The organism is Psychrobacter sp. GW64-MNA-CIBAN-0177, from assembly GCF_040309585.1.
Taxonomy (GTDB): Bacteria; Pseudomonadota; Gammaproteobacteria; order Pseudomonadales; family Moraxellaceae; genus Psychrobacter; species Psychrobacter okhotskensis.
Genome location: NZ_JBEOOY010000010.1, coordinates 89,610 through 109,008 on the forward strand (window position 1 = coordinate 89,610; position 19,399 = coordinate 109,008).

The window sequence follows — 19,399 nt, forward strand, 5'->3', positions numbered from 1 at the left end:
GCGGTAATTCACACAGTCATTGAAGATACAACCATTAGGGTCTATTTGAAAAATCTTGAATAGACCCTAATACTATGTCTTACAGTAGCGACTTAATATATGACTAACTATGCAGGCAATTATGCAGATTTTCCTAGCTCGAAATAACGTACAAGCCGGTCCATACACTTTGGATCAGCTCAATATTATGCTGACATCTGGTGAGGTTTTGCTGGATGATTTGATCTGGCACGACGGCTTAGACCAATGGCAGCGAGTTGGCAATTTAACCAATAACCAACGGGCGTATCGACCTGCCAATATCAGCAGCCCTGAAGTTAATGACTCTATTATCAATAATGTCACCGTGTTTCCCGAAGATGCTGAAACCAGCAGCGCTAAAGACGGAAAAAGCGTGTCATTAGACAGACTATATGGCAAGCCTGAACGTCCAAAAGATAACGCTAAAAATGTGAAAGTAGATATGACAAGCAACCGTCATCATACACCGCATAATAACGTGTCATTAGATAAAACGGCTACCAATAAGAAAAGTACAGCCAAAGACAAAGTCGTTGGCAATGTGGTGCTTGCGCCTATTATGTCGCGCGTATTGGCGACTGCACTCAATGGCTTATTATACCTATTAGCTATCTTTCCACTGGTGTTGGCATTGACCAAAATGGATGTGGATTATAGCAAATTCCAAAATATTCAAGATATGGACACCGCTTATCAATATTCGATGACGCTGATGGAGAGTCTTCCTAGTAGCACATTGATGATATCGCAAGTCATGGTCTTTGGTTTGTTTGCGCTACAATTGATATTTATCACTTTGCGTGGTCAATCATTAGGTAAGCTGATTACGGGTATTCGGGTAGTGGATCAGAACACGCACCGCTTGCCTTCTTTTCTTAAGCTTATCGGTACGCGTACTTTGCTGTTGTTTATCATTTACAACTTATTGTTTTCATTCACCAGCTTCTTAGGCTTTGTGATTGTTGCCATTCATTATTATATGGCGTCTAAAAGCCCGCAAAACATCGGTTGGCATGACAAACTTGCCAAAACCTTAGTGGTAAAAGCGGATAGCAGTCAATTGGTCAAACAACCAAAAGTAAAATAGTCAAAAATATCGCACCTTAAAAACACAGATGCTATGAGAAAAGCAGCGCTTAGCCGTTGCTTTTTTCGTTTATTAGCAGTAGTCGCGTATTAACCTTTGTTTTCGTGCCTGACTACTGCTATAATATGGCGCTTTATAACCTAAGCTTACCCTCTCTCTATGAGAATGAGTTTACCTTATAAATCTCCTTGCTATTAACATAGGGTTAATAGCTACTAATCCGTAAGGAGTCCAAATGAGACATTACGAGCTGGTGTTAATTGTACACCCAGACCAAAGCGACCAAGTGGTCGGCATGGTCGAACGCTATATCAAGTTGGTTCAAGACAATGGCGGTGTTATCCATCGTCTAGAAGATTGGGGCCGTCGTCAACTGGCTTACCCGATCAACAAAATCCACAAAGCTCATTACGTTCTTTTCAACGTTGAAACTGACGGTGAGACTTTAGCTGAACTTGAAGAATTATTCCGTTATAACGACGCGATCATTCGTAGCCTAGTTATGCGCCGTGACGACGCTGTCACTGAAGAGTCGCAGTTAGCCAAGAATGCCGATGAAAAACGCGCACGCAAAGCAACTACTCGTCGTCCAGACAGTCGTGAAAACGATAATGACGACAACGACAACAGTGAAGACTAATTAAAGGAGAATACTCATGGCACGTTTCTATCGCCGTCGCAAATTCTGCCGTTTCACTGCTGAAGGCATCACTCACATCGATTATAAAGATGTTGAATTGCTAAAACAGTACATCAGTGATAATGGCAAAATCGTACCAAGCCGCATTACCGGTACGTCTACTAAATACCAGCGTCAGCTGGCGACTGCTATCAAGCAAGCTCGCTATCTTGCGCTACTTCCGTACACTGACAACCATCAGGGTTAACCGTTAACTAGGAGTGACTCATGCAAATTATTTTGTTACAGCGTATCGTCAACCTTGGTAAACTCGGTGAAACTGTCGATGTAAAACCAGGTTACGGACGTAACTTTCTTATCCCTTTGGGCAAAGCACTACCTGCTACTAAAGCTAACATTGAAAAGTTCGAAGCACGTCGTGCTGAGCTTGAAGCTGAAGAAGCTAAAGAAGTCGCTATCGCTCAAGAACGTGCTGATGCATTGACTGATGTTAATGTTATCATGCGTGCTAAATCAGGTGACGAAGGCAAGCTATTTGGCTCTATCGGTACTCGCGATATCGCTGAAGCATTGACTAACTCAGGTCTAGAAGTAGACCGTGCTGAAATCAAGCTACCTGAAGGCACTTTACGTCAAATTGGTGAATATAATGTTGATATTCAACTACACCATGACGTTACTGCTAGCATCTTAGTGACCATTCTTTCTGAAGATGGTGATAACGAAGATTCAGCTGAAGAAGACGAAGCACAAGACGAGAACGAAAACTATTCTGAAGAGTAATCTTCAAAATATCTAGGGCGTGTCTTCATTTCAAAAATGGCGATAAAAATGAGATAAATTGCCGTCAAACAAGAAAAATAGCGTAGATAATATCAGGATATTAACCAGTTATTTGACGATGTTTGGCAAGATTTAGCCATTTTTAGCCCATTTAGATGACTATCGAGTGAATTGAAGACACACCCTAGTTCAAGTCTAAAAAAGAGCCAGTAACTTATGTTGCTGGCTTTTTTTGTCCTTTCCTTTGTTTTCTTAATAGTATAGAGATGAAGCAACCATAACGATGCGATCCTCATACAGCTGATATCTGACTAAAACCCGCATTCAAATCTTCTTTGTCATACCAAAGTCTATGTTGATAGTATTCAGCAACAAATAACCTAAAAACATATACTTAACAATAAGATACTCCCTATGAAAGCCTCTTTATTGTCACTGATTAAGTTGATATTATAATTCTATCTTTTTTATAGATAAGACAGGATCATATGATAAGCACTAACGATAAGTTACTTTGCACACAAGGTAATGACTTTTATTTAGAAGGTGAAACCTATACGGTAGGTCGGATCGTTAATGATAAATACTTTCAATTATTAACGGGTAGCAATGACGATCATTGGTATGCGACTTTAGATGATAAAGGTATTTATGTCAGCTTCGATTCTATGACTGCTCAAAGCAAAAAAGCTTGGTTCGATAAGATAGCTTAATAAAACGCTCATTTATGAGTACATATCATAGCTTTTTACAAGGACTGGTCATCATATATGGCCAGTTTTTTTGGATGAAAATCTAATCTACTACGTTGCTGATAGCTTACAGGTTGAGACCAATCAGCTGCTATCTTTGGCACACTCTGTCCAGCTTCAATCATCTTAGCTGCTGTTATCCAGCCAGCATGACCGACAGCTAGTATTGATGTGTGGTCTTGTACGGCTGAAGCTTTATTTAACCAGCCTTCAACACGGTCAAATAACTCCTGCAAACTTTCCCCATTATCGGGCGCAAAGTCTGCAAAATTATCACACCAGTCGTCAATCTCTTGCTTAGCGATTTGCTCCCAAGGTCGGCCATCCCATTCGCCAAAATCAATCTCAGCAAGCTCAGGCGCGACTCGACAGTGAAAACCTCGTTGCACTAATATCTGCCCAACTTTCAATGAGCGTTGTAATGGGCTTACCCAAATGACTTTAGGCAACTGATGCAAACGGGTAAAGCGCTGTATTTTATTAGCCAGACGCTTAATTTTGCGTTTATCGACATTGATATCCGTCTGTCCGATGCAAAACCCATTAGCTGCAATAGGCTTTGGATGACACCAGATATAAAGAACCATTGATTAATTAGCCTTTTCTAAAGATTTCTTTTGAATTATAAAAAAGGTATAGCCGCTGCCAAACCTGCATATATCGCAACTTCGCTAAGCTGTTGTGTCGCCCCTAGTCCATCACCCGTATAGCCATCAAGACGCCTACGTAATAAGCGCCGCATATACTCAGTGGCAACTAAAGCCAACACTAAGGCCAATAGCCATTGAGCGATGCCAATCTGCTGTATGGCATTAGGAAATATCAGCACTACTAAAACGCCTGCCACCAGTAACCAGCCGCTACTGAACAATCCTTGTAACGCTGTCAGCTGCTGCGCCATAGGTTTGGCCTTGGCATGCTCTATCTCACCGCCATAAGGCAATAGAGCAAGCAGGCTAATACATAGCAAACGTGAAGCCGTATGTCCGATAATCAGTGCGACGATAGCCACCGATAATGACATGCTGGCTAATAAGGAAATCTTTAGCAGTAATGCTGACACCAGACCTAACACGCCATAGGTGCCCAAGCGCGAGTCTTTCATGATAGTCAGCGTGCGCTCGCGAGTCAGACCACCGCCCAAACCATCGCAACTATCTGCAAGACCATCTTCGTGAAAAGCGCCCGTAAGCTTAATCCCAAAAGCCGTACTCAGTACTGCAGCAACTAGAGGCGTAAATAAAATACTACCGAGCCAAAACACGCCAGCGCAAAGTAACCCAACCAACAAACCGACTGCGGGGAAATGACGGCTGCTCTCGTGTAGCCACTGCGGATTATAGTTTTTGAATGACGGTACAGGCAATCGTGTCAAAAACTGAGTGGCAACCAGTAATAATAGCCATTCATGCTTTATAAATTGCCCAACACTTAGTTTAGACAATGACTGCTGTGAAGGCTCTGGTTGATTTGATAGCTTTTTTGATTCCTGCTTTAGTGGCTTTGACATTAGCTATTTTGCTCACTAATACCCGCCTCACTAAAGCTTGCCATCTCATTGATAATGGCACAAGCGGACTGCAATAGCGGGTATGCAAGCGCGGCACCACTACCCTCGCCCAAGCGCATACCCATATTGAGTAATGGCTCAGCATTCAGCAGCTTTAATAAATGCGCATGCCCCGGTTCAACCGAATGATGGGCAAAGATAGCATATTGAGCAACACCGGGCGCTAGGCGCTCAGCAGCCAACAACGCGCTACTAGCAATAAAACCATCGATTAATAAAATGCGGCGTTCACTGGCGGCCTGAATCAGCGCACCTGCCATCATGGCTATCTCAAGTCCGCCTAATGCCGCAAGTATATCAAATGGTGCTTGCACTTCACTGTGCCACGCTAATACTTGCGTTAAAATATCTGTCTTATGCTGTAGCCCTGCATCATCAAGACCAGTACCACGACCAATACAATCAGCAATTGCTACATTACCCAATCGTGCCAATAAAAGACTCGCCGCTGAAGTATTACCGATACCCATCTCACCGACAATTAATAGGTTGCCAACCATATCCTTTACTACGTTCATACCGTTTTCTAGCGCAGCTAAGCATTCCTGCTCTGTCATGGCAGGTTCTGTTAGCGCATCTCGGCTACCATGACGGACTTTGTAATCGAGCAATTGTGGATGGTCTTTAAAAGGAGAACTGGCAAAGTCTGCATCTACACCAGCGTCGACTACCTTTAGCTCGATATTGTGCTGACGCGCCAAAACGTTGATAGCAGCACCGCCCTGCAAAAAGTTATAAACCATCTGCGCAGTGACCGCACTAGGATACGCGGATGTGCCATGCTTGGTTAGACCGTGATCGGCGGCAAACACTCGAATCTGTGGTTGGGTAATATTCGGTGTAAGCGTCCCTTGGATCATGCCCAATTGCAGTGCCAGTGTCTCTAAGCGACCCAGTGCGCCAAGTGGTTTGGTTTTTAGATCTATAATTTGTTGTAGCTGCTGACGTAGGTCATTGTTTTCTATATTGGCAATAGTGGGCGCAGTAAATGTGATCAAGGCAATCATCCTAAAGGTTATAAATGAAACAGGAGACTATGGTAGCAGATTATCCAATTTATAATGATATGATTGGCCTAATTGCACAATTCCAACTCGCATAATCGTAGAGTATTTCATGAAAATTTTAATCGCCCCTGACTCATTTAAAGAAAGCCTAGAAGCATTGGATGTCTGCCACGCTATCCAGTCTGGATTCAGTCAAGTGTTTCCTGACGCTGACTATAAGCTGCTACCCATGGCAGATGGCGGTGAAGGAACTTCTGCAGTATTGTCTTATGTACTAGGTGGGCGCTGGAAAAACGTGGTGGTGAACGATCCACTCATGCGACCAATTACCGCCAAGTACCTGCTATTAAAAAATGAGACAGCCGTAATTGAAATCGCTCAAGCCTGTGGTCTGCATTTATTAACGACTGAAGAAAGAAATCCATTCATTGCCAGCAGTTACGGCGTTGGCGAACTTATTGCGGATGCTTTAGATGAAGGCGTTAAACGCATCATTATCGGTCTGGGCGGTAGTGCCACCAACGATGCCGGTCTTGGTATGTTGATGGCGCTTGGCATGACGTTTCATGATAGTGACGACAATACGTTAGCCCAAGGCGGCGGCGCGCTGGCCAACTTGCAACGATTAGATGCGACAAACTTCCATACTAGTGTGCTGGAGACAGTATTTGAAGTAGCCTGTGATGTCACCAACCCTTTATGTGGCGAGTTGGGTGCCAGTGCAATATTTGGCCCTCAAAAAGGCGCCAGCCCGCAACAAATCAATGATTTGGATAAAGCGCTAACGCATTTTTCGAGTGTATGTGAGCAACATGGCTATCAGAATTACCAAGACATAGCGGGTGCTGGTGCTGCAGGTGGTCTTGGCTATGCGTTAATGAGCTTTTGCCAAGCTGAGTTAAAATCAGGCTTTGATGCAGTGGCAAAAGTTACCAACTTATCACAGCATATTGCAAATGCTGATCTGATTATTACTGGCGAAGGTAAGCTTGACGTGCAGTCTGCTATGGGCAAAGTAGCTAGCGGTATTAGTCAACTCGCCAAGTCTAGTCACAAACCTGTGATTGCTATTTGTGGTAGTGTTGACGGACTCAACCCTGCTCAGACCAGCCAATTCAATGTTGTCATGCCTAGTATTCAAAAATTAGATTCTATTGATAAGGTATTTAAAAACGCTTATAAAAATATCGAAACGACTGCGGTCAATATTGCCGCAGCGATACGCTTGGGTCAAAGTATGAAGTAGCTGTTAATACGTCTCAATTACTACTCGATGATAACCGCAAGCAACAATATAAAGCCAATTTCTTGACTATCAATCAATGGGCGCTACTCATTCCAAAGCGTGCCCATTTAGAGCCCTATCGGTTTAATTGAGGACGTGCTCTAATATCCAACAGCTGACTGCATTGGCATTAGCATAGCGCCTATAATCAATAACGGGATGGCGATTAAGGTTTTCAAAAATGGAGACTTGGTCTTTTCCCATCTGGTAAAAACGAAATACAAATTAGCAAAAGGTACAAATAAGTACATGAGTCCCCAAGCAGTCGACTCTTGAAAGGCAATGATAATCAACTTAATCCCGTAAATTATACATATAATTAAAGCGATAAAAAATAAAGCAATTCCTACGATTCCCATACTGCACTCCTCAAAGACATCTTTATGTAAAGTAAACTATCAGATTTATTGCTGAAACATAATAACAGCTGACTTAGAGAATGTACAATAATATTAGACATATGTGCAACAAATTTAATCGAGCTTACTTATCGATATTACTTTTCACTGACTATATATTCTTTGACTTTGGCGTCGTACAGGTTGCAAGCATTAAGCACAAAACAATAGATATTAATAAATCCGCTAAAAAAGCGGCTTATTCATACTACTGAATGTTAGAAAGTACGCTTAACTTTAGCGATCTGACAAATAAAAAAGGACACGATATTGCTATCATGCCCTCTTTATTCATACCTATACTACAATCAGTCTATTACTCAGCCGCGATGGCTATCATCTCAACCAGTAGTTCAGGACGCGCCAATGCTGACTCGCCACAAGCACGCGCGGGCGGCTGGATACCCTCAAACCAGTTATCCCATACTTCGTTCATTTCAGCAAAGTCCGACATGTCTTTTATCCAGACTGTCACTGATAGCAGTTTTGACTTGTCGCTACCCACTTCTTCTAACAACGTTTGGATCTTTTCCAAACAAGTCAAGGTTTGTGCTTTGATGTCATCTTCCGCATTGCCTACTTGACCACACAAATAAACGGTCTGATTATGAACGACAATTTTACTCATACGCTGATTGCTATGTAGCTTTTTTATCATATTGTATACCTTCAATTTATGAATTTAAGTCTTTGTTGAGCTATTCAGATATGCTATTAATCTGATATGAGCTTAGTTAGAAAAACGTTGAGCGCTAAAGGGCGCTACATCTACCAGTACCGGCTTGTCATGAATCATCTCTTCAACCAAACGACCTGTCATCGGCCCTAATGTAAAGCCTTGATGACTGTGACCAAACGCAAACCATAGTTTGTCATGCTTGTCTGCAGGCCCAATAACTGGCTTCATATCCGGCATACAAGGACGTGATCCTGCCCACGCTTCGCTCTCAACCGCATCTTCTAATGGTAAGATTTTGCGAGCAAACTTCAATACCGTTTTTAATTGACCGAAGTTCTTTGGTGCATCCATTGTGGTCATCTCGGCACCGGTCGTGATGCGAATACCTTGCTGCATTGGCCCCATGACAAAGCCTTTATCCATATCAAACATACTGTGATTGATATTGTTTTTATCCGTCACTTTAAAGTGCTGATGATAGCCACGCATCGGGAACAAGGGTAAATTGTAGCCAAGTGGTTTGATCAAGTCATTAGACCAAGGGCCTGCTGCAATCACCAACTTATCACTATAGTAAGTGTCATTATCAGTGATGACTTTCCAACCTTCACCGTCTTGCACGATTTCTTTTACATCACTCTCTTTTATCGTGCCCTGCATGTCTTGGAAGTTTTTCGCATAGGCTTTTACAAGCGAGCTTGGGTTTGATACTTGCCACGAGTTCAACCAATGAATCGCACCGACGAAACCTTCAAAATTAGCGCTAGGCTCCATCGCTTTTAATTCTTCAACGTTCAATACATTATGCTCAACGCCTTGCTCACGTGCAGCGATGGCTGAAGCAATTGCTTCTTTAAAGGTTTCTTCAGAACGATGCAGCTGTAACCAACCATCACGAGTGATAAGCTCATCAGCGCCAGACGCTGTAATCATGTTCTGATGCTCACTGGTACAATGCGCAATCAGCGTTTGCCACTCTGCTTCGATCTGCTTAACAGTCGCAGGCGCAGAGTACTTCCAATACTGCAATAGCGCTTGATGATAACGCAAGATAGCTGGGATACGATAGCGAATATCCGTCCCTTGGTTGGGTAATACTCTGATCATCTCAGTCAACTGACGCGGAAATGGATGCGTATGAATCGCTTCGCGCTGGATGAGGCCTGCATTGCCATATGAGGTCTCTGACCCGGGTAGCTTTTTGTCTAACAACAACACCTGCGAACCGTTCTTTTGTAGATGCCACGCAATCGATGTGCCAACCATACCAGCACCAATAACAATAACCTCATAGCGCATAGAATATCCTTTCCTGATAGGTAGTAGAGTCTTGCTTAATAGGGGGTGATAATAACGCGAACCTGACAATTAATAAACCCATATCTAACGGATTTTTTTGTTATCAGATACTTTTGGTTATAGGATTTTATACAAAGTATTTTGGAATGGAATAAGGTTAGTAGTGAGTAGTGAAGAAATCGTCATCGTTTCAAGAAAAAACGTATTTAGATAATCAGTTATACCTTTAATGAAATAGATACCTTCTTATCATTTGATTCGTATTTTTCTCATTAATATAGTCAATTAGACCATATAACTCTAGGTAAAATAGACTTAAAAAATAATTTTAAAGTAATTAGAAAACAACTTCATTTTACGGCTCGTTTTTAGCAAATAGCTGCAACCAGTCACTGAGACCATTAATATCAAAGGCTTTTGCACCATAACCAATACTTAGTAAATCCTCAGGCAGATATTCATCAAACTTCTCGATTATCTTATTGGGTACATTCTCGGAAAGTTCAGTCGCAATTGGCAAAGGTTTATGAGTTAACGCTTGTAAGAATTTCATAACTTGCACTGAATCGGTTTTATTAACACATATCACGCCCGCATACCTCTCAGTAGAGAAATTATGTTGCATCAGCAGGGCTGCTAAGGTGTTGACAATTTTATCACCGCGCCACATAAAGATATAAGTATTACCATCTTGGTCTATAAGTGGTCGATGACGCAGTTGACACCTATCAAAAGTATCAAGGCTTTCTGCGAACAGCTCGCGTGCTATTTTATCAGCGAAATCGACTTTTTTATCACCGACTGCAATACGATAATCGCCACTAATTAATATGTCATACATTTCTTGACGCACTCGGTCATGTATCGACATACCGCCGCTGTCAAAAGCGGGAGGCACACCGCCACCTTTAGCGGCAACGACATAGACGACTTTTTTATCCATATCTATATCTGCTACTTGCCAGCGCCTACCGCCAAAAATAATGTACTGTTTAGGTATGAGCACAGTTGTAACAGGTAGCGTGCCTAGCGTTTTACTACCAGCCACAAGACGATATTCCTCTGGCGTTTTAAACACCGCATAATCATATAGTAGCGTGGTGCAAATATAATCGTAGTCCAATTGATTTTTTTATCTCTCATAAATAAAGACCTAAAATAGTTTGGGAGTGATCTAACGTGACGGATTAAGATATTGTTCATATCCTATCAACGATGGCACCTACTTTATAAATATAATTAGGTAAGTCTAGGATCTTTAGGCACACCACTACTACAGTTGAATTTTTTTAAACCAACAGGTAAGTCATATTTTTTCCAATAGCTCCGAAGCTCAGGAGTTGTCAGTGATTTACCTTGACAGTCCCTAGGGAGCACTGCTTTATCACCCTCACAGACATAATATAAAGTGCCCTTAGGTAAGTTATTTTCTTTCCAAAAAAAGTTTGCTTGCGATTTAGGCACTGGATTGAAACGACGTTCTCCTGTTTTCCAACTTGTTTGAGTTGTACACTCGCTTAACACACCTATATCGTTAGTGAGATATTCAGTCTGTTCTCCTGAAAAGACTCCAGAAGGAGGTAGACATGCCGATAACCAAACTATGTTTGCTGACAACAATGCTAACTTAAATGATTTCACAACTAATTCCCTTTTAATAGTTAACCAGAGATAACTGTACGGTAAAATTGACAGGTATACGGATTGATTCTTAGGATACCAACTGGTATGAGCTCCTCCTTGAAACTTTTTGCCCGACTTTATTTTATCATTGTACGTAGATTTTTTAGTCTGATTCACGCCATTCGTTAAATATCTAAAAAAAAGCACCTCTTAATAAAAGAAGTGCTGTTGTCTTTAGACATAATTTATTTAAACCAAGGATATTCATCATCCTTAAGTACCCGATAGTCACTATCGTATAGGGGTAGATCTCTTTTAGTTATACCATTGTCCAGATAGGCGACGATTTGACCGTCTATTATATCTATAACCAAAGCGGCAGGTCTTTTATCTTCTGCAAAATACTGTCTAAAGATATTAAATATCTCTACATCACCCTCAGGTTGTTCTCTTTGATCTGGATCGTTTTGAGTAACAATGATGTTGCCTCTATAACGCTTGCCCTCTCTTTTAAAGTATATTCGATACCATGCAGGGACTGTTTGTTTGTCAGTATAGACTGATAAATCAAGTTCAGGTTTTGCTATGAACGACATATTCCCATTTATTAAAAACTCAGTATAACCATGTAAGTCAAGCGTAGTGGCTAAATGCCAAGGAAACTTTTGGGTGTTAAACGCCTTCCATCTATCGTACGGAACAGTGCCATCAGCTCTTTGCACTTGAATATGCTCAGGTAGCTTGTCAGTAAAGCCTGCTAAATATTTTTCTTCACTTAATCCCTCAGGATTGAAGTGATTAGCCTCTGCGAAGTACTCCCATGAGATGTCCACTTCTTTAGCCTGAAACTGTGCCACTTCTTCTACTTGTGCCCAGCCAAGGCGCATAGAGACAAAACCACCAGGAGCTAAGGCGAAATGAATCTCCTTAAATTTTTCTGTTTTTAACTTGTTTTCTATATCCATACTTAATTTTCGATTAAACTCTCGTAGAATTATTTCTTTAGGTATTCTCGCTCTGACATGATAGTACTTACCTTCGGTAGGCGACAGCCAAGTTAGATTAATACCGTCAGGTAGCATCGATCCACCACCTGCTTGTGCCCCTGCTGATCGCCAACCGCCATTTGCGTGAGCTGTAAATCCTATTCTTGCGCCATTGTCGTACATCCAAAAGGATTCACCTGCCACCAGCTCTACTGGATAATGACGCGGTGCAAATATAAAGGTTTCCCATGGGGTCTTTTGCTCATTCATAAACTTATCCTTTATAGAGGTGGCTAAGGTTTTGCCCTGCGATGATAGACACGCCGATAATAAGAGAACGACAGCGGAGAGCGCGATTAATAGGATTGATTTCATGTGCTGTCTCTTTAGACTTCATATCGGTTACGATTAATTTGATAAACCTAGCTATCATTTGCTACTTTTGGCACACCGCTACTACAATTAAATTCAGTTGTTCCTACTGGTAGATTGTATTTCTTCCAGTAGCGACGTATCTCAGGTGTGGTCAGTGGTTTACCCTGACAGTCTTTAGGCAGGACTGTTTGAGCACCTTCGCATACATAGTATAAAGTACCCTTAGGCAAATTGTTTCTTATCCAAAATGCATTAGCTTTACTTTTAGCAACGCCATTAAAAGTTATTTCTCCAGTCATAGGATTTATCTCGTCAGTGCATTCGTTGACAATTTGACCTAGATCATTTTTTAGATAGTCTTTTTGCTCGCCAAAGAGTTGACCTGTAGGCGTAAAACACGCGGTTAAGCTTAAGGTGCAAATAGAGAGTGTAAATAGTTTTATTGATTTCATAGTAGCTCCTAGTTGTGAAAATTAACCATCAATGACTTCACGATAAAATTGGTTAGTTTCTGGATTAATTCTAGGTATACCAACTGAAATGACATCATCTTTGACACCTTGCCCAACCTTAGTCGACCATTCTAAATATTTATTAAACATTGTGTTTCTTAGGTTAACATCTTTCACGCTAACGTAAGGTTGTAAATTCTGATCGTTATTAACTATAGTAGCGTATATAGTCAGCTCAAAATAAAATTGTTATGGTTAGGACAAACATCATAAAACAATTTGGATAAGTCGTTTTCCATCCAGCCTTGGCGTAGAAACTTCACCTGAGCCCATTTCTTCTCAATAGGGTTCAAATCAGGGCTGTACGGCGGCAGCCATAGAATACGATGACCATGCCTATTCAGTAGCTTTTGAATACGCTTACTCTTATGAAATCTGGCATTATCCATCACAATCACGCATTTGGTTTTAAGACTTGGGATTAGCTTGTGTTTGCACCAGTGATAGAAGACGATGCTGTTGATGTTGTGCTTAAAGTAATCTAGGGCAAACAGCATCTTTTCATATAGAGCACCGATAACGTTGGTTCGCCTTTTACCTTGCCAGTTGTAGCTATCGATACAAGGCTCACCAATCGGTGCATAGCCATGAGAGCGAATGGTCTCGTGCTCAAAGCCGCGCGCGTATATATAGACAATGGGGTAGCCTTGCTGCTTAAAGTGCTCAAGCTTATTCTGATATATCGCTCTTTTGATCGGACAGGCTTTTGGATGTTCTAAAGTCTTTTTTTTGACTGATGCCTAGACGCTTTAGGGCATGATGAATGCCTGTTTTACTACAGTTTAGACGACGTGCTCGCTCATACTGGTAATCATCAGGATGTTCTTTGACATCATTAAGTAGCACATCATCTGGTATTTTATAGGGTTTGGTTTGCCTGGTTGTTTTACTATGAACACGCCGCTTCCAGTTTTGTATGGTGGTTGGGCTCAGATTATAAAACTCAGCTGCCTCGGCAAAGGTCATACCCTCGTCTAAGCTTTTTAGTACTTGTTTGCGAAAATCTAGCGAGTAAGTCATGGTCTTTATAATAACAATTGAATTTGATAATTAGTTTATAACACTTTTAGGTGGGATTGACTATATATTAATTAATCTAAGCTCTACACTTTCTGTAACATCAGAATTTACTTCAAAGTAGGCATTTTCGTACGATCGATTGGTAGGATCCGACTTTTTTATATTCTCGATTGAAGAGCTAACGATATCGTAAGTGAAAGATATTAACAACATGAAACCTAATAAAAGGATAACTCTCATAGTCATAAAGTCAGTTCCTTTTATTATGGATTGACTATATCTGTATCTGCTTTTAACGATGATTGAGTAGTATTCGTCCCTAACTTTGAGTTTATGTCATTGCCATTATGGACATCAGTTACAGGAAGTTGAACAGTAGGATCGCTACAAGCTTGTAGAGCCAATATAACTAGTATTTTTTTCATAAAATATAAATTTCTATCCAATATAATCTTCCAAGGCTTTAAAACGAAGCCCTATGCTTACTTATAATAGGCATAGTACTAATTTTAATAAAAAATCACTCTATATCAAGATAATCAATATCTTCACATGTTTCGATAAGATCTGCATCTATGCGTCGATACGCATAAGCTAATCTAGCCTGCTTTAACTCATTATCCCAAATACTTAGATGCTCAGACTCTATGCTTGAACAAGTATTTAAATAATCAGATTTGTTATCAGAATTTAGATCTAATCCAATCATTTTGCCGTTTTCAGTAAAAATCTTGATATCTTCATTTTTAAACACATAACCGTTTACCGTATATTGAAAATTCTCTGAAAATACCGCTGTATGCGTGTATTCTTGAGTATTAAAATATTCATTACATAAATTTATCTGATCTGGATTAACTTCAATACTTTGAAGTTTGATTATAGGCACTTCTGATGTATCTAAATCTAGAAAAAATCCTTTTTTTATATTTTCAGGATAGTTAATGCAAGCAAGCGTTTTATCATTCTCTTCTATTCCTATAGTATTGAAGCTCCCACCAATTGCATAGCTTTCACTATCTTTAAGTACAATAGTTTCCTTATTCAAGTTTTCTGGTAATACAGCAGTTTCTTCATTTACTTCTTCTTTTAACAATAAATCTGACTCCTTATCTACTGCTTCTAGTGTAATAGTTTCCTTATCTACTTCTTCTAACTGTGTGCAACCTATTATTAGACTTAATAACAATAATTTAACTACTACATATTTAAGCTTCATATTATCTTCCAGTTTGTGACCAATGCGGCTTGTCTTTACTTCCATACCAAATAACGGATACTTTCTTCCCAGCAGCAACTAAATCATTAAATTCATTTATCTTATATTTGTTACCATTTAAACTAATTGTCTTACCTGAATAGTTAGTGACTGTCATATCTACTGCAAGGCCTACATTATGGTTAGAATTAGATGGTTTTCCAACAGGGTTGCCTCCAATACCATAAGAAGCATGCATAGCTCTAGCAGCTTCAACAGCTTTACTCTTATTTCCACCATGAGTCCAATCAATATTGACACCAGGCCATGGAGGAACTTTTTCTGGACTAATTTTGCCTCTTTTTATATTAGTTGAATAGTACATTAGATAAGATCTTGCATCAGGACGATATGTAGTAGAAATACGAACTGAGATGTTAGCAGCTTTCAATGCACTAATAAATTTCTTAGCATTAGATTTAAACGGTTCTGATAAATCATCTAAACTTGTACTTGCTTTAAACCTGCTATGCCAATGTGCACCACCTGGATCTAACTTAGGCTTTTTAGCCTTATAAACATAAGCAACACCGTTTTTATCACTATTAGCGATGATAGTACCTTTCTTAATTTCCTTACCATTCTCGTTAACTATCACCGCAATGCTGATACCCACATCTGAATCATGCGTACGACCTCTTGTGCCATCACTACCAGTAGTAGAAGCATTTTTGCCATACTTAGTAGATTGAGTCCAATAAGTTAATCCTGATAAAGGCTTATCTGTTGCTTCATCTAAAAACTTAATCGTGATCTTTGCTTGTTTCGTCCTAACTTCATGTGTTGGGCCTTGTTGTGTTACTTTGTCATCGCGTATGACAGTGCCTTTATTAACTTCACTTGAAGTACTAGGTTTTGTAGAGCTGGGCTTTTGAGAGGGCGGCGTAGTTGAGGGCGCATTACTAGTGGAAGCAGAGCCTGTTGAACTGCTATTATTTTCAATCAGTTTATCAGTGCTGTATGTCCATTCAGTTGAGCCATCAGTGACAATATTACTGGTAAATTTATTTGCGGCTACATGAATGACTTTTAGTTGCTGTCCCGCCAGTGCTTTAACAGTGGCTATGCCTCTTGCATTGGCTTTTCTAATCTCAGAGGTACGCCCACGGTAGACGGTTTTAAACTCGTAATTAGGTACAGGCTTTTTGTTTTTATCAATGAATATAAGTTGTAGGGTTACGACAGGAACTTTAAGTACTTTGGTCTGTCCGTTCAAGTCTCCTGTCACTGGAAATGCCATGCTGTAGATTGATTGCTTTTTACCGCCGTCATCATCAAGATAAACACTGATAGATTGGCTAATATCAGCTTTTATACCTGACTCAATACCTGAGCTGTCAGTTCGATGCGGTTTGATATTGTTTTTATACTCAAGGTGGTAGGTTGCTTTTGGCAATGGTTTGCCCGTGTCTGCTTCTACTAGTTTTATGTTAAAGGTGACTTCATCAATTTTCTCATTATTATCGCTACCTTCACTGTGTTGATTTGATCCAATTGGTTCAACGCTATTGGTACTGCTATCGGTATCTTTACTTTCTTTAGTAGTTTGTAATTTTTCATGTTTTGATAGTTTGGAAGAATACTTGCTTTCACCTAGATATAATATCTCATAACCTTGTAGCTGATCTGCTTTTTGAATTATTGTTTCAACAAGATTGGCATCTATTTTTAACTGAATTTTTGCTTCTGGATGTCTGACTATTATGGGTAAATTACCATCTTTGTCTGTTTTATGAGTAACTACTATTTTACCCAAATTAAATGTACCCTTAAATTCAGAGCTGATTTCAACTTCTTTGTTAGGAATGCCAACTTTTTTAGCATCTACAATTTTCACGTATACTTTTCGTTTACAACAAGTTTGAAGGTTATAATGAGCAAATAGACTCATATATTTACCAACACTGGTTTTATTACCGTCAACTTTGTTAATTTTTCCATTTGATGTCAGAAAATCTACTACAGCATCATCACCTTTTAGGTGTCTAGCTGCAATGACTCCCGATTCTGTTACTTCAAAAGGATCAAGATCTTTCGCTTCTGTAATAGTTTTACCATAAAATTCATTTGCATTTATATTTCTCATATAGTTGCATAAGCGGTCAATCCAATATTGGATTGCTTTCAATTGTATTTCACCACTATTTCTAAAGACATCAAATGATGAAGCACCGTACTTATTAGTCCAATATTTATCTTTTTTGTTTCCCCAATCCTGATGTTCACCATTTCTAGTTTTGTCTTTTTTATAACAACCTACATCTTCTAGTGCTATCTCAGAAAATTGGAATAGCCCTACATAGTCCCAAGGGTTCAGCCTTCTAACAGATGCTGGATTGTCTACATACCCGCCTTCTTTGTTTTTACCCTTATAAGTATAAGAATAGCGTAGATCTGAGGATGATTCTTGTCTAGAAACCGCTCTAATGTAGCCGACTCTATCAGGAGTATAAGTAACATCTTTAACTGGTTTTACTAGTGAGCTCATATTACTTTTCCCCCGTTATTGATAACTGTTTTTTACAAGCATTAGGAGCGTAGCTATGATTTAGAGGATCTTGTTTATCAATATATTTTCGTAATAGCTCTTTAGTACGCTGCTCATTACCCGTTATATTATCTTTGATAAATGAACAACCATCGTATAGCATACCTGTCATATTATAATTGGTTGGATTAAAGATATAGAATACTTGCCCTATAGCACACTTATTATCGAAGCAAATCTCGTTGAATACATACTTTTTATTAGTGCTTATATCTTGTATATATACTCCTGCATTTTGAGAACCCAGTGCATAAAGTTCTTTTTTAGCAAGATCTATAGGGTTGACGAGTTTGGAAATCATTTTTTGAAAGGCTTTGTCGTATCTTTTATCATAATTAGGATTACTACCTTCTATCGTTGGCAATTTCTCATTCACCAGTTCAAATGGATAAGTAGTGAATTTCCCATCGCTATACTCATAATCTACATACCGAAAAGGAACTTCATCGATTGCCAGTTCTTTATTTAGTTTATCGATATAGCTCACTGAATCTGGTTCATTGGTTTGGTTGAAAGATTCGTTTACTTCTTCTTTTGGATTAGGAATCATCTTAAGCTGAACGCGTGGTATGCTATCTAAATAATTTTGATAATCTTCTTCGTTTGTGGTTTGAGCTACACTGATGAATGGTATAGTAAAGAGGAATATCGAAAAGAAGCATAGATTTTTATTGCTTAATAAGTACATAGGTTATCCTATAAATTTACTCTGTAAGAGGTCTAACAGCCAAAGTCGTCTTCATCATGTGCATGATTATCGCCACAATCTTCAAATAGGTCTTCAATAGAGCAATTATTGCACTCCATCTGATCTGATACATCAGTGACCTTAATCTCTCCTTTATGGTTCACGTTGCCAAGAATCTCTAGCTCAACCTTCTCAGCTTTATCTCCAAATACTCTTAATGTCTGACCCTCTTCATCAAGTTTACCCTCAAACTCTGTTCCTTTAGAGTGATTAATTAGCTTGTAACTGATGCCTTGGTCTATTAAATCTTGTGGCAGTAATTTTTTAAGATCAAATGCTTTACTAAACAACCCCGAAGTCGGCAAAGCAATTACTGGCGCATTAACCTTACCACCCATTACCAAACTCTTCTTCACCGCCTGAACCTTAATCTCCCCCGGACACACCAGCTTAATCCCGCTCTCATCAATCGTTAAGGACGCCCCGGCGCTGGTCTGAAACTGAATGCGTTTGGGGCTTGCGATGTTCACCTGTCCTGACTCGCTACCGATGGTCATGGATTGCTGGCTGTGCAGTTGCAGCTCACCGCCCTGTGCTTGTATCGCTAGTGGCTTTGTGTTGGCACTGATATGTAAACCCGATAACTGAGCTTGACCACCCACCCCTGCTAATGACTCAATACTATCTGCGGTGAGCGTATAGTTTCCTGCGACTACATCCGACTGCGTGCTGCCTGATTGGCGGACGATGGTCTTTGCGGTGGTTAGGGTGTTGCTGGCTGAGGTCAGAATTGTAGTGGTCAACTAATTTAGGACACCTGATAAGAGGTTTTGATTAAAGTAACGTCTTTCTGTTTCAGCTGGTGTTA

General features: G+C 40.0%; 22 protein-coding genes. 6 read left to right on the forward strand and 16 right to left on the reverse strand.

Going from position 1 to position 19,399, the window contains the following annotated elements; all coding sequences use genetic code 11:
* Nucleotides 1-121: 121 nt before the first annotated feature.
* The 5 genes from AAEY79_RS08390 to AAEY79_RS08410 all read left to right on the forward strand — a co-directional run bounded on the left by AAEY79_RS08390 (nt 122) and on the right by AAEY79_RS08410 (nt 3,244).
* The gene (locus tag AAEY79_RS08390) at nt 122-1,108 is read left to right on the forward strand and encodes an RDD family protein (protein ID WP_227502416.1); all 987 of its coding nucleotides are present in this window, start codon (nt 122-124) and stop codon (nt 1,106-1,108) included.
* 235 nt (nt 1,109-1,343) lie between these two features.
* Entirely contained in the window at nt 1,344-1,748 is a 405-nt protein-coding gene (gene rpsF / locus AAEY79_RS08395; RefSeq protein ID WP_025653341.1) for a 30S ribosomal protein S6, read from the forward strand.
* A 16-nt stretch (nt 1,749-1,764) separates the two neighbouring features.
* The gene (gene rpsR / locus AAEY79_RS08400; protein WP_025653340.1) at nt 1,765-1,995 is read left to right on the forward strand and encodes a 30S ribosomal protein S18; all 231 of its coding nucleotides are present in this window, start codon (nt 1,765-1,767) and stop codon (nt 1,993-1,995) included.
* Between the two features lie 20 nt (nt 1,996-2,015).
* Nucleotides 2,016-2,531, forward strand: coding sequence for a 50S ribosomal protein L9 (rplI, locus tag AAEY79_RS08405; RefSeq protein ID WP_101210960.1), 516 nt, complete (start codon nt 2,016-2,018; stop codon nt 2,529-2,531).
* 488 nt (nt 2,532-3,019) lie between these two features.
* On the forward strand, nt 3,020-3,244 hold the full coding sequence (locus AAEY79_RS08410; RefSeq protein ID WP_025653335.1) for a hypothetical protein: 225 nt from the start codon (nt 3,020-3,022) through the stop codon (nt 3,242-3,244).
* 35 nt (nt 3,245-3,279) lie between these two features.
* Here AAEY79_RS08410 and AAEY79_RS08415 read toward each other — a convergent pair whose 3' ends face one another.
* The 3 genes from AAEY79_RS08415 to cobT are packed head-to-tail and all read right to left on the reverse strand — an operon-like array spanning nt 3,280 to nt 5,860.
* Nucleotides 3,280-3,870 (reverse strand): histidine phosphatase family protein, encoded by a 591-nt coding sequence (locus tag AAEY79_RS08415; protein ID WP_201575809.1) that lies wholly within the window; start codon nt 3,868-3,870, stop codon nt 3,280-3,282.
* Nucleotides 3,871-3,905: 35 nt separating this feature from the next.
* Nucleotides 3,906-4,793, reverse strand: coding sequence for an adenosylcobinamide-GDP ribazoletransferase (gene cobS, locus AAEY79_RS08420; RefSeq protein WP_201575811.1), 888 nt, complete (start codon nt 4,791-4,793; stop codon nt 3,906-3,908).
* Entirely contained in the window at nt 4,793-5,860 is a 1,068-nt protein-coding gene (gene cobT / locus AAEY79_RS08425) for a nicotinate-nucleotide--dimethylbenzimidazole phosphoribosyltransferase (protein WP_227687551.1), read from the reverse strand. The genes cobS and cobT overlap by 1 nt, the downstream gene beginning before the upstream one ends.
* Nucleotides 5,861-5,969: 109 nt before the next feature.
* Between cobT and AAEY79_RS08430 the strand changes: the two genes are divergently transcribed.
* Complete coding sequence (locus tag AAEY79_RS08430) at nt 5,970-7,106, forward strand: glycerate kinase (protein ID WP_201575815.1); 1,137 nt, start codon at nt 5,970-5,972, stop codon at nt 7,104-7,106.
* A 140-nt stretch (nt 7,107-7,246) separates the two neighbouring features.
* On the opposite strand, the gene AAEY79_RS08435 is transcribed toward AAEY79_RS08430, so the two are convergent.
* The 13 genes from AAEY79_RS08435 to AAEY79_RS08495 all read right to left on the reverse strand — a co-directional run bounded on the left by AAEY79_RS08435 (nt 7,247) and on the right by AAEY79_RS08495 (nt 19,334).
* On the reverse strand, nt 7,247-7,504 hold the full coding sequence (locus tag AAEY79_RS08435) for a hypothetical protein (RefSeq protein WP_025653330.1): 258 nt from the start codon (nt 7,502-7,504) through the stop codon (nt 7,247-7,249).
* 355 nt (nt 7,505-7,859) lie between these two features.
* Entirely contained in the window at nt 7,860-8,198 is a 339-nt protein-coding gene (locus AAEY79_RS08440) for a RidA family protein (RefSeq protein ID WP_025653328.1), read from the reverse strand.
* Nucleotides 8,199-8,273: 75 nt separating this feature from the next.
* Nucleotides 8,274-9,521 carry an FAD-binding oxidoreductase gene (locus AAEY79_RS08445; protein WP_201566241.1) on the reverse strand — a complete coding sequence of 416 codons (1,248 nt, stop codon included), beginning with the start codon at nt 9,519-9,521 and terminating at the stop codon, nt 8,274-8,276.
* 355 nt (nt 9,522-9,876) lie between these two features.
* Entirely contained in the window at nt 9,877-10,599 is a 723-nt protein-coding gene (locus AAEY79_RS08450) for a hypothetical protein (protein WP_156915679.1), read from the reverse strand.
* A 161-nt stretch (nt 10,600-10,760) separates the two neighbouring features.
* Entirely contained in the window at nt 10,761-11,162 is a 402-nt protein-coding gene (locus AAEY79_RS08455; protein ID WP_156915678.1) for a hypothetical protein, read from the reverse strand.
* Between the two features lie 227 nt (nt 11,163-11,389).
* Nucleotides 11,390-12,505 carry a DUF2931 family protein gene (locus AAEY79_RS08460; RefSeq protein ID WP_025653324.1) on the reverse strand — a complete coding sequence of 372 codons (1,116 nt, stop codon included), beginning with the start codon at nt 12,503-12,505 and terminating at the stop codon, nt 11,390-11,392.
* A 47-nt stretch (nt 12,506-12,552) separates the two neighbouring features.
* Nucleotides 12,553-12,957, reverse strand: coding sequence for a hypothetical protein (locus AAEY79_RS08465; RefSeq protein ID WP_025653323.1), 405 nt, complete (start codon nt 12,955-12,957; stop codon nt 12,553-12,555).
* Nucleotides 12,958-13,187: 230 nt separating this feature from the next.
* Nucleotides 13,188-13,712, reverse strand: a complete 525-nt coding sequence (locus tag AAEY79_RS08470; RefSeq protein ID WP_198015461.1) for a transposase — start codon at nt 13,710-13,712, stop codon at nt 13,188-13,190.
* Nucleotides 13,687-14,037 (reverse strand): IS630 transposase-related protein, encoded by a 351-nt coding sequence (locus tag AAEY79_RS08475; protein ID WP_025653320.1) that lies wholly within the window; start codon nt 14,035-14,037, stop codon nt 13,687-13,689. The genes AAEY79_RS08470 and AAEY79_RS08475 overlap by 26 nt, the downstream gene beginning before the upstream one ends.
* A gap of 520 nt (nt 14,038-14,557) precedes the next feature.
* Complete coding sequence (locus tag AAEY79_RS08480) at nt 14,558-15,301, reverse strand: hypothetical protein (protein ID WP_156915677.1); 744 nt, start codon at nt 15,299-15,301, stop codon at nt 14,558-14,560.
* The gene (locus AAEY79_RS08485; RefSeq protein WP_352288025.1) at nt 15,258-17,783 is read right to left on the reverse strand and encodes a hypothetical protein; all 2,526 of its coding nucleotides are present in this window, start codon (nt 17,781-17,783) and stop codon (nt 15,258-15,260) included. Before AAEY79_RS08485 ends, AAEY79_RS08480 begins: the two co-directional genes overlap by 44 nt.
* 1 nt (nt 17,784) lies before the next feature.
* Nucleotides 17,785-18,531, reverse strand: coding sequence for a hypothetical protein (locus AAEY79_RS08490; protein WP_025653316.1), 747 nt, complete (start codon nt 18,529-18,531; stop codon nt 17,785-17,787).
* 32 nt (nt 18,532-18,563) lie between these two features.
* A complete protein-coding gene (locus AAEY79_RS08495; protein WP_201584470.1) occupies nt 18,564-19,334 on the reverse strand; it encodes a DUF2345 domain-containing protein in 771 nt (256 codons plus the stop codon).
* Between the last annotated feature and the right edge of the window lie 65 nt (nt 19,335-19,399).

Bases quoted from the DNA above. Each gene is read 5' to 3' on its own strand.
- AAEY79_RS08390 (WP_227502416.1), top strand. From the start codon at position 122: ATGCAGATTTTCCTAGCTCGAAATAACGTACAAGCCGGTCCATACACT.
- rpsF (WP_025653341.1), top strand. From the start codon at position 1,344: ATGAGACATTACGAGCTGGTGTTAATTGTACACCCAGACCAAAGCGAC.
- rpsR (WP_025653340.1), top strand. From the start codon at position 1,765: ATGGCACGTTTCTATCGCCGTCGCAAATTCTGCCGTTTCACTGCTGAA.
- rplI (WP_101210960.1), top strand. From the start codon at position 2,016: ATGCAAATTATTTTGTTACAGCGTATCGTCAACCTTGGTAAACTCGGT.
- AAEY79_RS08410 (WP_025653335.1), top strand. From the start codon at position 3,020: ATGATAAGCACTAACGATAAGTTACTTTGCACACAAGGTAATGACTTT.
- AAEY79_RS08415 (WP_201575809.1), bottom strand. From the start codon at position 3,870: ATGGTTCTTTATATCTGGTGTCATCCAAAGCCTATTGCAGCTAATGGG.
- cobS (WP_201575811.1), bottom strand. From the start codon at position 4,793: ATGTCAAAGCCACTAAAGCAGGAATCAAAAAAGCTATCAAATCAACCA.
- cobT (WP_227687551.1), bottom strand. From the start codon at position 5,860: ATGATTGCCTTGATCACATTTACTGCGCCCACTATTGCCAATATAGAA.
- AAEY79_RS08430 (WP_201575815.1), top strand. From the start codon at position 5,970: ATGAAAATTTTAATCGCCCCTGACTCATTTAAAGAAAGCCTAGAAGCA.
- AAEY79_RS08435 (WP_025653330.1), bottom strand. From the start codon at position 7,504: ATGGGAATCGTAGGAATTGCTTTATTTTTTATCGCTTTAATTATATGT.
- AAEY79_RS08445 (WP_201566241.1), bottom strand. From the start codon at position 9,521: ATGCGCTATGAGGTTATTGTTATTGGTGCTGGTATGGTTGGCACATCG.
- AAEY79_RS08460 (WP_025653324.1), bottom strand. From the start codon at position 12,505: ATGAAATCAATCCTATTAATCGCGCTCTCCGCTGTCGTTCTCTTATTA.
- AAEY79_RS08465 (WP_025653323.1), bottom strand. From the start codon at position 12,957: ATGAAATCAATAAAACTATTTACACTCTCTATTTGCACCTTAAGCTTA.
- AAEY79_RS08475 (WP_025653320.1), bottom strand. From the start codon at position 14,037: ATGACTTACTCGCTAGATTTTCGCAAACAAGTACTAAAAAGCTTAGAC.
- AAEY79_RS08480 (WP_156915677.1), bottom strand. From the start codon at position 15,301: ATGGAAGTAAAGACAAGCCGCATTGGTCACAAACTGGAAGATAATATG.
- AAEY79_RS08485 (WP_352288025.1), bottom strand. From the start codon at position 17,783: ATGAGCTCACTAGTAAAACCAGTTAAAGATGTTACTTATACTCCTGAT.
- AAEY79_RS08490 (WP_025653316.1), bottom strand. From the start codon at position 18,531: ATGTACTTATTAAGCAATAAAAATCTATGCTTCTTTTCGATATTCCTC.